Origin of the sequence: Streptomyces sp. NPDC047706, from assembly GCF_043204795.1 — a bacterium.
Lineage (GTDB): Bacteria > Actinomycetota > Actinomycetes > Streptomycetales > Streptomycetaceae > Streptomyces.
Genome location: NZ_JBIDCW010000007.1, coordinates 147485 through 160248, shown reverse-complemented (window position 1 = coordinate 160248; position 12764 = coordinate 147485). Strand labels below are relative to the sequence as shown.

Below are 12764 nucleotides of genomic sequence, written 5' to 3'. Positions count from 1 at the left end.
CTACGCATCGCCGAGTGCGCAGCAACGACCGGGCGGTACCGGCAAGCGGAGCCACCGCGCCGCTGGTGAGGCGTCGATACTTGCACGTGACTCCCGAGGTTGCGCAAGCCCCGCGTTACCAATGGGTAGTCACATCCCCTTCCCGCAGCGTGTCTGCCGAACCCGCTCACCTCGGGCGCATCACGCGGTGTCCGGTATCGGCAGCGGGCGCTTCTCGATCGCCGCCGCCATCACCAACGGGAACAGATCCGGCGTGCAGGCGAACGCCGGCGCCCCGAGCGCCCCCAGCGCGGCCGCGTGCTCCCGGTCGTAAGCGGGCGCGCCCTCGTCGGACAGCGCGAGCAGCGTCACGAACTGAACCCCCGCCCCCTTCATCGCCGCCACGCGCTTGAGCATCTCGTTCCGGATCCCCCCTTCGTAGAGGTCGCTGATCAGCACGACCACCGTCTCCGCGGGCCGGGTGATCTGCGACTGGCAGTACGCCAGCGCCCTGTTGATGTCGGTACCGCCGCCGAGTTGCGTGCCGAAGAGCACGTCCACCGGGTCGTCAAGCTGGTCGGTCAGGTCGACGACCGCGGTGTCGAACACCACGAGTCGCGTGTTGATCGTCCGCATGGAGGCGAGCACCGCCCCGAACACCGACGCGTACACCACCGAAGCCGCCATGGATCCCGACTGGTCGATACAGAGGATGACCTCCTTCTTCACTGACTGGGACGCCCGGCCGTAACCGATCAGCCGCTCCGGTACGACCGTTCGGTACTCCGGCAGGTAGTGCTTGAGGTTGGCCGCGATGGTGCGGTTCCAGTCGATGTCGTGGTGTCGCGGCCGGTTGATGCGCGCACTGCGGTCGAGGGCACCGCTCAGGCTGGCCCGGGTACGAGTGGCGAGCCGCTTCTCCAGGTCCTCGACGACCTTGCGCACGACCGCCCGCGCCGTGTCCTTCGTCGTCTCCGGCATCGCCTTGTTCAGCGACAGCAGCGTGCCGACGAGATGGACGTCCGCCTCCACGGCCTCCAGCATCTCCGGCTCCAGCAACAGCGCGGACAGCCCGAGCCGGTCGATGGCGTCCCGCTGCATGACCTGCACGACGGACGACGGGAAGTACGCCCGGATGTCCCCGAGCCAGCGCGCCACGGACGGCGCCGACACCCCCAGCCCCGCCGAACGCTCCCTGCCCGTCCGCGGCTTGTCCCCCTTTCCGTAGAGCGCGGTCAGCGCCCCGTCCATCGCGGCGTCCCGCCCACCGAGCGCACACCCGGTCCCGTCCGCCGTGTCACCCCCCAGCACCAGCCGCCAGCGCCGCAGCCGCTCCCGCCCGGCATCGTCCAGCTCAGCCCTCACCAGCGCCTCCGTGGTCATAGGACCTCCTCCCCACGCACCACTTGGATCCTCCTCATGACGCCACCCCCGACAACGCGGCGCCGTTCTGTTCCGCCGCCCCTCCGTCCAGCCCCAGGAGCAACCGCACCACCGGCAGCACGGCATCGGCCCGCTCGGTGTCGAGGCCCAGGCCGAAGCCCGCTGTCCCCGCCCCGGCCCTCTCCGTGCCGGCGCGCTGTCCCGGCCCCCGGCGCACCAGCTCACCGAGCGTTCTGCGGACCCCCGGCTCATACGCGGAGAAGGTGCGCCGAATTAGCGGCAGTACGTCCGTGAAGGCCTCCGCCGGGACCCCCGTCAGCCAGCCGTCGACCAGCCCCAGCAGCCGCTCGTCGTGCACCAGCAGCATCCCGCCGCCGCCCCCGCCGACGAACCCCTCGATCCACGCGGCCGCGTCCCCCGGCGGCGTCCCCGGCGAGAGCACCAGCCCCATCAGCCGTGCCGCCTCGTCCCGCGCCAGCTCCCCGTCGTCCAGCAGCAGCCGCACCGCACGCCCACGGATCAGGCCGGGCACCGTGTCCCGCCCGGAGAGAACCCCCAGCACCGTGTGCCACCGGCGCCGCAGATCGCCATGTCCGGCCGCCGGCGCCTCACCGAGCAGCCCCACCGCCGTGTGCACGGCGTCCACATGACGCCGCATCTCCTCGGCCGCGTCGATGTCGAGGGCGGCACAGGCCGGTGGCAGCCCGACGAAGATCCGCTCGGCGAGGCCGGCGGCGACCTCGGCGAGAGCACCCGTGTCCGTGCCGCGTACATCGCCGTAGCGCAGCGAGCGGACCAGAGCCGGCAGTGCCTGGGCGAGATGACCGACGTCCGTGTCGAGCGCGGCACGGTCGGCGAGGATCCGCATCACCACCGGGAGCGCATCCGGCAGTTCGGCCAGCAGACAGCGCTCGGCGAGGCCCGTGACCTCGGCGAGGCCCTGCGCCACCGTGGCGTCCGTCTCCGCCTTGGCGGTCGCGGCGGCGAGGACGGCCGTCCCCCACACCCCCGCCTCGGCCACCCGCACCGACAGCTCCGGCTCCCAGCGCAGCCGCCAGGTCTCCCGGAACGTCCCTGTGCTGCCCCTCGAGGTCACCGGTTCGCCCCACGCCACACCCAGCAACCCCAGCCGATGCAGCAACCTGCTGCGCCCGGCATCGGTCTCCTTGCGCAGATCGAGCTCCAGCTCCAGCTCCCGCTCCAGCGCCTCCGGCTTCAGCCGCAGCCGCCGTTGCAGCCGGGCGAGGTCCCGTTGCAGTGGCACGGCGGGCGCCGCCTCCGGCACCTCCCCGAGATCGTCCCCCACCACCAGCCGGTCGTGCACCAACGCCAGTGGCACGTCCGATCCCTCACACATCACCGCCCGCACGGCGTCGGTCGTCTCGCCGAGCCCCGCCAGCGGACGGCCGCGCATCGCGGCGAGCGTCTCGGCCAGCCGCACCGCCTCGATGACATGCGCCGAGGAGACGGCCCGGTCCTCGGCCCGCAGCAGCCCCGCCACCTTGGTCATCCACCGCTCGACGGGCCGGTCCGTCGCCGAGAACAGATGCCCGTACCAGCCGGGCGAGTCGATGCCCGCGCCGTAACCGCTCACCCGGGCCAGCCGCCGGTTCGTCCACGGCACCCAGGTCATGTCTACTTTGACCTTGGGCAGCCCCTTGACCAGCGCGCGATCGGCCGCGACGGTCACCTTCCGCCGCAGCGCCGGGACGTGCCACGCCCCGCAGACCACGGCGACACCGCTCCCGAAATCCCGCTGTGCGGCCCTCATCTGCAACCGCATGCAGGCCTCCCGCACGAGGTCCCGGTCGTGCCCCCCACTCCCGTACACCTCACGCAGCGCCCCCATCGCCTCCTCGACCACGGCGAACGGAGCGAAGGCGTCGCCCGCGCCCGGCCCGCGATGCTCGACGACGTCCTCCCACCAGCGCTCGGCGTCGTCATGACCGGCGGCCTCCGCAAGCACACCGAGCGGGTCGATCCGCACCTCGGCCTGGTCATCGGCGCCGCCACCGGAGTCGGCGTCCGCACCGGCGTCGCCGCCCGCCGCGGCGGGGGTGCCCTCGACCGCAGGTCCCAGATCCCCCTCCCCGGCCCGCTCCGTCTCCGGCCCCCTCCCCCACACCAGCGTGTGCGTGGCCGGCAGGTCGATGAAGCGTGCCGGTACGTCGTGCTCCAGAGCCCACCGGATCGCCACCCACTCCGGCGAGAACTCGGCCAGCGGCCAGAACGCCGAACGCCCGGGCTCGTCCACGGCGTGAGCGAGCAGGGCGACCGGCGGCCGCATGTCCTCGTCGCCGGCCAGCGGAATCAACGCGTCGGCCTCCGGCGGGCCCTCGATCAGCACCACCTTCGGCCGGGCCGCGTCCAGCGCCGCCCGCACGGAGCGCGCCGACCCCGGTCCGTGATGCCGTACGCCGAGCAGCAGCGGTTCAGTGCCGGTCCCCCCGCTGCTCCGGGCGCCTTCAACCGCCGTCACGCCGTCCCCCTCGCCTCCGAGGCCACCCCAAGTCGTCGTCACCCGCGGCGCCGCCGTGCTTCCCGTACGGTGCATCCCATGTCGTGACGCTCATGCGCTCACCTCCCGGCAGGCCCGGTAGAAGTCCTTCCAGCCGTCCCGCTCCCGCACGACCGCCTCCAGGTACTCCTGCCAGACGACCCGGTCCGCCGCCGGGTCCCGGACGACCGCGCCGAGAATGCCGGCGGCGACATCGCCCGGCCGCAGAACGCCGTCGCCGAAATGGGCGGCCAGTGCGAGCCCGTTGGTGACGACGGAGATCGCTTCGGCGGTGGACAAGGTGCCGCTGGGCGACTTCACCTTCGTACGGCCGTCGGCCGTGATTCCGTCCCGCAGCTCACGGAACACCGTCACCACGCGCCGGATCTCGTCGGCACCGTCCGGCACGGCCGGCAGGTCGAGGGACCGACCGAGCTGTCCGACGCGCCGCGAGACGATGTCGACCTCGGCCTCGACGCTGTCCGGCAGCGGCAGCACCACGGTGTTGAAGCGCCGGCGCAGCGCGCTGGACAGCTCGTTGACCCCGCGATCACGGTCGTTGGCCGTGGCGATCAGGTTGAAGCCGCGGACGGCCTGCACCTCCTGCCCCAGCTCCGGTATCGGCAGCGTCTTCTCCGACAGGATCGTGATGAGCGTGTCCTGGACGTCGGCCGGGATCCGGGTCAGCTCCTCGACCCGCGCGGTCATCCCTTCGGCCATGGCGCGCATGACGGGGCTGGGCACCAGGGCGTCCCGGCTGGGGCCGTGGGCCAGCAGCTGCGCGTAGTTCCAGCCGTACCGGATCGCCTCCTCCGGGGTACCGGCGGTGCCCTGCACCAGCAGGGTCGAGTCGCCGCTGACCGCCGCCGCCAGGTGCTCGGAGACCCAGGTCTTGGCGGTGCCGGGCACACCGAGCAGGAGCAGGGCACGGTCGGTGGCGAGCGTGGTGACGGCGACCTCGACGATGCGACGCGGTCCCACGTACTTCGGCGTGATCACCGTGCCGTCGGGCAGGGCCCCGCCCAGCAGGTAGGTGGCGACGGCCCACGGTGACAGCCTCCAGCGGGCCGGACGCGGCCGGTCGTCCTGCGCGGCCAGCGCCGCGAGTTCTCCCGCGTAGGCGTCCTCGGCATGCGGCCGCAGCACTTCCGGTTCTTGTTCTGACGTGGTCTCGGTCAGCTCGACGGATGTCGGTTCCACGGACACAGGCATGGCTGAGTCCCCCTCCAGCTCGGCCGGTTCGGATCTGGCATCCACGTTGCACCACACCACTGACAATGCGTTCTGACCTGCACAAACGCGCTCGCCGGACCGATTGTCAGTGGGGGGATCTACCTTCGATGTCATGACTCAGCAGGGGGTGCGCTGGACGGCGGATCAGGTGCTGGCACTGGCGCCTGACGTCACGTCACGCAAAGCGGGAAGCAAACTCGGAGCGGCCGGGCCGTGGTCCGGGACGGGGAGTTCGGACGAGGGGACGGTATGGGGACTGTGCAAGGGCAGTGGCAGCAAGCCGTACCAGACGGTCATCGACATCGCGGACGCGTCCGGCCCCGCGTACAAGTGCAGTTGTCCGAGCCGGAAGTTCCCGTGCAAGCACGCGCTCGGTCTGCTGTTGCTCTGGTCGGGCGGCGACGGCGCGGTGCCGCCGGGCCAGGCACCGGACTGGGCGGAGCAGTGGACAGCGGGCAGACGGCAGCGGGCCGAGGAGAAGCGAACGCCCGGCACGGCGGGTTCGCCGGCTGCCGCCGCCCCGGAGGCGGCCCGGCGGCGGGCCGAGCGCCGCGCCGAGCGGATCACGGCGGGCGCGACGGAGCTGGAACACCGCCTGGCTGACCTGCTGCGCGGCGGGCTGGCCGCGGCCGAAAGGACGGGGTACGGACTCTGGGAGGAGACGGCGGCCCGTATGGTCGACGCCCAGGCACCCGGACTGGCGGCACGCGTGAAGGAGTTGGGGGCGATCCCGGCCTCGGGGCCGGGCTGGCCGGTGCGGCTGCTGGAGGAGTGCGCGCTGCTCCACCTCCTCGACCAGGGCTGGCTGCACCGCGACCGGCTGCCGGAGAGCCTGTCGGCGACGGTGCGTTCCCGTATCGGCCTGCCCGCCTCGGCGGACGGACCGCCGCTGCGCGACCGCTGGCTGATCCTCGCCCAGTACGACAGGGCGAACCCGCGGCTCACGACGCGCCGGATCTGGCTGTACGGCGCGGACTCCGGCCACACCGCCCTTCTCCTCTCTTACGGGGCGGCCGGCCGCGCCCCCGAGCTGGCGTTGCCGGTCGGCCTGGCCTTGGATGCGGAAGTGTCGGCCTACCCCGGCGCGGGCGAGGCGCGCGTGTCCCTGGGCGAGCAGTTCGCCCCTCCGGCGCCGGCGTCGACAAGGCCGCCGGGCGTCACGACGACCCGGGCCGCCTCCCGCTACGGCGAGGCGCTCCGCACCGACCCGTGGCTCGACTCGGTCCCGGTGACCCTGGAGCGAGTCATACCGACCCCGGACGGCGACTCCTGGCAACTGGCAGACGCCGACGAGGACGCCGCGCTGCCCCTCGCCCCGGCCGCCCGCTCCCGTCCCGGCCTCTGGCGTCTCGTCGCGCTCTCGGGCGGCACGCCCGTCAAGGTCTTCGGCGAATGCGGCCATCAGGGCTTCACGCCACTGACGGCGTGGCCGCAGGGGGCGGGACCGGCGGTGTCACTGTGCTGACCCTTCCCCTCTCAACCGCATGCCGGCGCACCGGGGGGAACGCCACGCGTGCGAAGGCACTGCCGTCCTCCGAGAGGACAAACGCGAACTCCATGGGCCTGCAACGGAAAGGACTCTCGTGAACACGATCGCTACTCCTGCGAACCCGCCCGCCACGGGCGCCTCGCCCGGGCACCCCCACGAGGCCGCCACCCCCTCACAGACCGGCACGGCCTGCGAGGCCGCCACCCCCTCACAGACCACCACCCCCTGCGAGGCCGCCACCCCCTGGGAGGACCTGGTCACCACCGCCCTGCTCGGCACCGACCGGCGCACACCGCCCCCATCGGCCTGCGCATCCGGCAGGGAGGCACCCGTGGCCCTGCTGGACGCCGCCGCCGCGGAGACCGTACGGCGCCGGGCCGGCGTGCGCCCCGCCCGTCCGGCAGCCCGTTTGGAGCCGGCTCCTGCGGACCCGCGCACGCCTCTCCCCGCCGCCGCTGCCCGCAGGCTCGCCCTGCTGCTGGCCGACCGCCCAGGCGCAGGCGGCGGGGGCCGCAGAGGCACGGCACCAGACCTCATGGAGCTGTTGCCCCAATGGCTCGCGCTGGCCAACGCCCGCCATTACACGGCGCCCCCGGAGGCGCTGCCCGCTCTGCTGGACGCCGCCCGCGGCCGTACGGACATCCGCCCCGCCGTGCTGACCTTCGCCGGTCCGCGTGCCCTGTGGCTGGCCCGCCTCAACCAGGACTGGCGCTTCGCCCTGCGCGCGACCCCGGGCGGTGGCACGACGCTGCCGCACCTGGAGGAGATGGAAGAGGTGCGTCAGCTCTGGCAGGAAGGCCTGTTCGCCGAACGAGTCTCCCTCCTGGCCGCCCTCCGCGCCCGGACGCCCGCCACCGCGCGGGAACTCCTCGCATCGACCTGGGCGACGGAACGTGCCGAGGACCGACTGATGTTCCTCGACTCCCTTCGTACGAATCTCGCGGCCGAGGACGAGCCGTTCCTCGAGCAGGCCCTGGCCGACCGGAGCCGCAACGTACGGGCCACCGCGGCAGAACTGCTCTCCGCACTGCCGGGCTCGGCGCTGGCCGCGCGGATGGCGGTCCGGGCGGGCGCGTGTGTGGTCGTGGACCACACGGGGGCGACGCCGACGCTCACCGTCGAGGCACCGCACGAGTGCGACGCCGGCATGGAGCGGGACGGTGTGGTCGCCAAGGCTCCGGCCGGACGCGGTGAACGTTCCTGGTGGTTCGGTCAGTTGGTGGAGGCCGCGCCACTCACCACCTGGCAGGCCCGGCTGGGCGGTCGCACGCCCCAGGAGATCGTCTCACTACCGGTGGCCGATGACTGGCAGGCCGAACTGCACGCCGCCTGGTGCCGGGCGGCGTGCCGGCAGGGCGACGCCCAGTGGTCCCGCGCTTTGCTCGGTACGCCCTCGGCCCCGGAGGCCGGCGGCCCCGGCGCGGTGTCGCTGGCCGAGCGGGCCAAGCTGCTGGACACCCTGGGGGGCGGGGAGCGGGCCGACTGGGTCGCGGGATTCATCGGTACGCATGGGCTGTCCGAGGCGTTCCAGCTGCTGGGGGTCTGCTCGGTGCCGTGGTCCGCCTCGCTCGGGCGTGCGGTCGTCGAAGCCCTGAACATCGCGCGGGACGCGGGGAGTTACCCATGGAGCTTCAGCGGAGTGATGGGCCTGGCCGAGCGCTGCCTCGACCCGGCCGAGGCGAACCACCTCGACGGCCTCCTGGCGATACCCGAGGAACCGGAGAACGCGTCACCAGGGGCGGGGGGCTACTGGGCCGAGGCCTTCCAGCGCCTGGTCACGACCCTGCGCCTGCGAGCGGCGATGGCGCAGGAGCTGGAGCCGTGACGGGAGCGGACCAGGATGGCGAGATGACCTGCCCCATCACGCGAACGGAGTACGCGCCACGCCCCGACAGCGACCCACTCCACGCGCGTCACCACCCACACCACTGAAAAGGAGCACCGAGGAGAGCACCGAGGCACCACCTGACCCCACTCCCACCCCCGGCCCCGTCGCAGAAGACGGACCACGGAGCTGTCGAGGAGACAGCCGCCTCACAGACCCCGGCCACGCCTGCAAGCACTCAGCGAGCCCACCGAGCACTCACCGGCCTCAACCCCACCCCATCACCCGAACGGAGCAACCTCCCGGAACGAACCTCACCGCCCCGGTACGCATCCGCCCGGCCGCAGGCGGCGGAAGCGCGGCGCCAGATCACCCGCACCCCGCCTCACCGGCGCAGACGTCACGCCCCCGCGGGCTGCCGTACGTTCGCCCGTACCCACTCCACGATCGACGCGGTCGTCGCCCCGGGCGTGAAGATCTCGGCGACACCCTTCTCCTTCAGCGGAGCGATGTCCCCCTCGGGGATGATGCCGCCCCCGAAGACCAGGATGTCCGCCGCATCACGCTCCTTGAGGAGGGCGATCACGGCAGCGAAGAGCGTGTTGTGCGCCCCGGAGAGGATCGACAGGCCGATGGCGTCGGCGTCCTCCTGGATCGCCGTGTCGACGATCTGCTCGGGTGTCTGGTGAAGCCCGGTGTAGATGACCTCCATACCGGCGTCCCGCAGCGCGCGGGCGATCACCTTCGCCCCGCGATCGTGGCCGTCGAGCCCCGGCTTTGCCACCACCACGCGGATCGGACCGGCTGCCACACCCATCACTGCCTCCATGAAGCGAATACATCCATCCGTACCGACAAGTACCGCACAGATCCCTCATGCCCGTACGCGTGGCGCGCCACCCGCGCCCACGGCCCCGGCACGCTCGCCGGACCGCACCTCCACCGAGGAAGTGAACGAACGTTATCGCTAGCAGCCCATCACCGGCAGTTTTACGATGTGGACCGAGGGGGAAATCACATAGTGGGACACATTCATACGCGCGGAGTTCCACGGAACCCGCGCCACGGGAGCCGCAACGAGGCGCCCCACCCCCCGCGCCGCGAGCCGCGCGCCACGGGCGGTGAGGCACATCGACGCAGGTCGAAGGGCATCAACGGCACGTAGCGCAGGCCATCGAATCCATCATCGAAACCACACCAGCCTCACAGCGCACACAAGGCCTCACTCAACGGCACGACCCCGCACAACAGCAGACAGCCGGCCCGGAGCGCACACCCCGCGACCCGCCGTCGGCCCACCAGGACATCCGAACCTGCACACCCCGTACCACCCGTACCCGGCGCACATCCCGAACCACCCAGCGCTTCGCCCCACCCTTCGCGCCCCGTCGATCCTCCACCGCGACTCCCACGGACGCACACGAGGGACAAGGCCGTCCACCGTGTGCCGACGGGAGGTCGGCCATGAAGGTCACGCAGGTCACCAGGGCTCTGCAGCCCCTTGAACCGCTCTACCGGCAGCTGCTCCCGATCCCAGGCAGCCTCGCGGGACTCTCATTGGCCCTCCTGAAAGCAACCGCGCTGGAGATCGCGATCCTGGCCGGGCACCTGATCCTGTACCCCTCCGGCATCATCCAGGAGCGCCGTGCGCAGGTTCCCCGGCTCCCCCCAGAAGGCGCCGCCGCCCAGCTCCCGACGGAGAGCAAACCCCCGGTCGTACTGCTGCACGGCTTCATCGACAACCGCTCGGTCTTCCTGCTCCTGCGCCGCTCCCTGGCCCAGCACGGCAGGCAGCAGGTCGTATCGCTCAACTACTCGCCGCTGACCTGCGACATCCGGACGGCCGCCAAACTGCTGGGCCGGCACATAGAGGAGATCTGCGAGCGCACCGACAGCAGGCAGGTCGACATCGTGGGCCACAGCCTCGGCGGACTGATCGCGCGCTACTACGTGCAGCGACTCGCCGGCGACACCCGCGTCCGCACACTCGTCACACTCGGTACGCCGCATTCCGGCACCCGGGTCGCGCCCCTGGCGAACGCGCACCCCATAGTGCGCCAGATGCGCCCCGGCTCCGCCGTCATCGAGGATCTGGCGCTGCCCACGCCGGGGTGCCGTACCCGGTTCGTGAGCTTCTGGAGCGACCTCGACCACCTGATGGACCCGCTGGAGGCGGCCTGCCTGGAGCACCCGGACCTGCAGGCGCGAAACGTCCGGGTGACCGGCATCGGCCATCTCGCGCTTCCGGTGCATCCCGCCGTCGCGTCCGGGATACGCCAGGCCCTCGACGGCATCTACCACGGCACCACGGAAGACGCCCAGCCCGCCGCGCACGACGGCGGCCTCACCGTGGCCTGACGCGCCCGGCCGTTCCCACCCGATGACCGCCCGCATACCGCCGCCCGGTCACCTGTCGGCCACCCGCCGGTCCCGTCCGGTCACTCGCTGGTCATGCGACGGCAACGGGACCACTCGGCCAACTCATCGCCTCAACAGGGCCATCCGCGTCGAACAGTCTTCGAACAAAAGGCCAAAGCCGTGCCCGCAGTCCGCCGAAACACGGCCGATTGCCCGTTTCCTGCGCGCGCGAAACCTGCAGAAGATTGTCGTGCCCGCGTACCGCCGGGTACAGTCGCCGCACTGCTCTGCCAGCCCCTGTTGTCGAGGCGAAAGAGAAGTTGGTGAACGACCGTCACCCGTCGGGGGCCATGACCTCCCCGGCTCCGGCTTCCGAAGCCGCCGCGACGCATTACGCGTCGTACGGCACCCAGGAAGTCCAGTACGGCGACTTCACCACGTATTCCGCCTACCCCGCCAACGGATTTGACGCCGGCGGCCACGCGGCCCCGGCCGCCCCGACCGCCACCACCACCTTCGAGGCCGACCCCCTCTTCGGCGATCTCGCGGGCACCGGGCACGGCACCGGCACGTACGACGCCACCCAGTGGTCCAGCGGCGCCCACCACACGGTCGCCTACGACGCCTACGCGGCCCAGCACCAGGCCGCCTACGGCACCGGCACCCACGACACGTCCTCGTGGACCGGCGACCACCAGCAGCTCCCCCTCATCCCGCCGCAGGCCGGCTCGGTCGACGCCAGCGGTCAGTGGGACGCGAGCGCCTGGCTCCAGCCCGAGCAGGGCGGCCCGGCCGACCGGACCCAGCAGTGGGAATGGGGCACCCAGGTCTTCGACACCGGCGCCTACGACGCCACGCAGTGGAACTCCGACGGCGGCCAGGGCACCACCCACGCCGCCGACGAGTACGAGCAGCACACCGAGGCCTTCCACCACCAGGCCGAGTCGTTCCCTCCGCAGGCCGGATCCTTCGACCAGCACACCGGCGAGTTCGATCCGCACACCGGCGAGTTCACCCAGCAGAACAACGACTTCACGCAGCACTCCGTGCCCTTCGACCAGCAGGCGACCGCGACGTTCGAGCAGGTCGACCCCGGCGAAACCGGCCACGACGACGAGCCGGACAGCGCCGGTGAGGCACCGGCCGCGCCCGCCCTCCTCGACGACCAGGAGGAGGTCACCGCCGCCCCGGCCGGCCGGGCGGCAGGCCGGAGCGGCGCCCGGTCCCGTCGCCGTACGCCCGCCAAGCGCTCGGCGCTGCTCACCGTCGCCGTGCCCTCGGCCTGTGTGATGGGCGTGGCGGGGATCGCCGCCGCCTCCGTCGGCACCTTCACCGGAGACGAGCAGGACGCGACCACGACGGCCGCGGACGCGCAGCCGGTGAAACCGTCCGCCGCCAACAACCAGCTGGACACCCAGCTCGCAAGCCTCACCGCGGAGGCGGACGACTTCGGCGACCGCGTCAGCCGTACGCAGGAGCGCATCGACCTCAAGGCGCAGCAGGAGGCCGAGAGGAAGCGTGCGGCGGAGGAGGCGGCCCGCAAGGAGCGGCTCCGCCCGAAGTTCGCGCTGCCGGTCGCGCAGCACGGGCTCAGCGCCTACTACGGGCAGTCGGGCATCAACTGGATGTCCGTGCACACCGGCATCGACTTCCCCGTGGCGTACGGCACGACGGTGATGGCCGCGACGGACGGCACGGTCCGCACGGAGTACAACAGCGCGTACGGCAACATGATGATCGTGACGGCGATGGACGGCACGGAGACGTGGTACTGCCACCTCTCCAGCTACCAGGTCGCCTCCGGTACGACCGTCAAGGCCGGCGACGCGATCGCGTACTCCGGCAACTCCGGCAACTCGACCGGCCCCCACCTGCACTTCGAGGTGCGCCCGGGCGGCGGTGCGTCGATCGACCCGCTGTCCTGGCTGCGCAGCCACGGGATCGACCCCTCGTAACCGGCGACGCGTCGGCGGGCGGGGGCTCCGTGACGAAACCCCCGG

Annotated in this window: 8 protein-coding genes; 4 read left to right on the top strand and 4 right to left on the bottom strand. The window is 72.2% G+C overall.

Translation table 11 applies throughout. The features are described 5' to 3' along the window. Window positions 1-180 precede the first annotated feature (180 nt). The 3 genes from ACGF8A_RS11035 to ACGF8A_RS11025 all read right to left on the bottom strand — a co-directional run bounded on the left by ACGF8A_RS11035 (window position 181) and on the right by ACGF8A_RS11025 (window position 5071). Complete coding sequence (locus ACGF8A_RS11035; RefSeq protein ID WP_393106505.1) at window positions 181-1362, bottom strand: VWA domain-containing protein; 1182 nt, start codon at window positions 1360-1362, stop codon at window positions 181-183. Window positions 1363-1396: 34 nt separating this feature from the next. After that, complete coding sequence (locus ACGF8A_RS11030) at window positions 1397-3841, bottom strand: DUF5682 family protein (RefSeq protein ID WP_393106503.1); 2445 nt, start codon at window positions 3839-3841, stop codon at window positions 1397-1399. A gap of 90 nt (window positions 3842-3931) precedes the next feature. Then, the gene (locus ACGF8A_RS11025; RefSeq protein ID WP_393106501.1) at window positions 3932-5071 is read right to left on the bottom strand and encodes an AAA family ATPase; all 1140 of its coding nucleotides are present in this window, start codon (window positions 5069-5071) and stop codon (window positions 3932-3934) included. A 133-nt stretch (window positions 5072-5204) separates the two neighbouring features. Between ACGF8A_RS11025 and ACGF8A_RS11020 the strand changes: the two genes are divergently transcribed. Together ACGF8A_RS11020 and ACGF8A_RS11015 are read left to right on the top strand one after the other, a co-directional pair. Beyond that, entirely contained in the window at window positions 5205-6557 is a 1353-nt protein-coding gene (locus ACGF8A_RS11020; protein WP_393106499.1) for an SWIM zinc finger family protein, read from the top strand. A gap of 277 nt (window positions 6558-6834) precedes the next feature. Beyond that, window positions 6835-8406: a DUF5691 domain-containing protein gene (locus tag ACGF8A_RS11015; protein WP_393106726.1), complete on the top strand. Its 1572-nt coding sequence runs from the start codon at window positions 6835-6837 to the stop codon at window positions 8404-8406. A gap of 400 nt (window positions 8407-8806) precedes the next feature. Here ACGF8A_RS11015 and ACGF8A_RS11010 read toward each other — a convergent pair whose 3' ends face one another. After that, window positions 8807-9223 (bottom strand): cobalamin B12-binding domain-containing protein, encoded by a 417-nt coding sequence (locus ACGF8A_RS11010; protein WP_393106497.1) that lies wholly within the window; start codon window positions 9221-9223, stop codon window positions 8807-8809. A 647-nt stretch (window positions 9224-9870) separates the two neighbouring features. Between ACGF8A_RS11010 and ACGF8A_RS11005 the strand changes: the two genes are divergently transcribed. Together ACGF8A_RS11005 and ACGF8A_RS11000 are read left to right on the top strand one after the other, a co-directional pair. Further along, the gene (locus ACGF8A_RS11005; protein WP_393106495.1) at window positions 9871-10764 is read left to right on the top strand and encodes an esterase/lipase family protein; all 894 of its coding nucleotides are present in this window, start codon (window positions 9871-9873) and stop codon (window positions 10762-10764) included. 323 nt (window positions 10765-11087) lie between these two features. Beyond that, window positions 11088-12719 (top strand): M23 family metallopeptidase, encoded by a 1632-nt coding sequence (locus ACGF8A_RS11000; RefSeq protein WP_393106493.1) that lies wholly within the window; start codon window positions 11088-11090, stop codon window positions 12717-12719. Window positions 12720-12764: the final 45 nt, after the last annotated feature.

What these genes read in the sequence shown, in the direction of transcription:
- ACGF8A_RS11005 (WP_393106495.1), top strand. Translation starts at nt 9,871, where the DNA reads ATGAAGGTCACGCAGGTCACCAGGGCTCTGCAGCCCCTTGAACCGCTC.
- ACGF8A_RS11010 (WP_393106497.1), bottom strand. Translation starts at nt 9,223, where the DNA reads ATGGGTGTGGCAGCCGGTCCGATCCGCGTGGTGGTGGCAAAGCCGGGG.
- ACGF8A_RS11035 (WP_393106505.1), bottom strand. Translation starts at nt 1,362, where the DNA reads ATGACCACGGAGGCGCTGGTGAGGGCTGAGCTGGACGATGCCGGGCGG.
- ACGF8A_RS11025 (WP_393106501.1), bottom strand. Translation starts at nt 5,071, where the DNA reads ATGCCTGTGTCCGTGGAACCGACATCCGTCGAGCTGACCGAGACCACG.
- ACGF8A_RS11020 (WP_393106499.1), top strand. Translation starts at nt 5,205, where the DNA reads ATGACTCAGCAGGGGGTGCGCTGGACGGCGGATCAGGTGCTGGCACTG.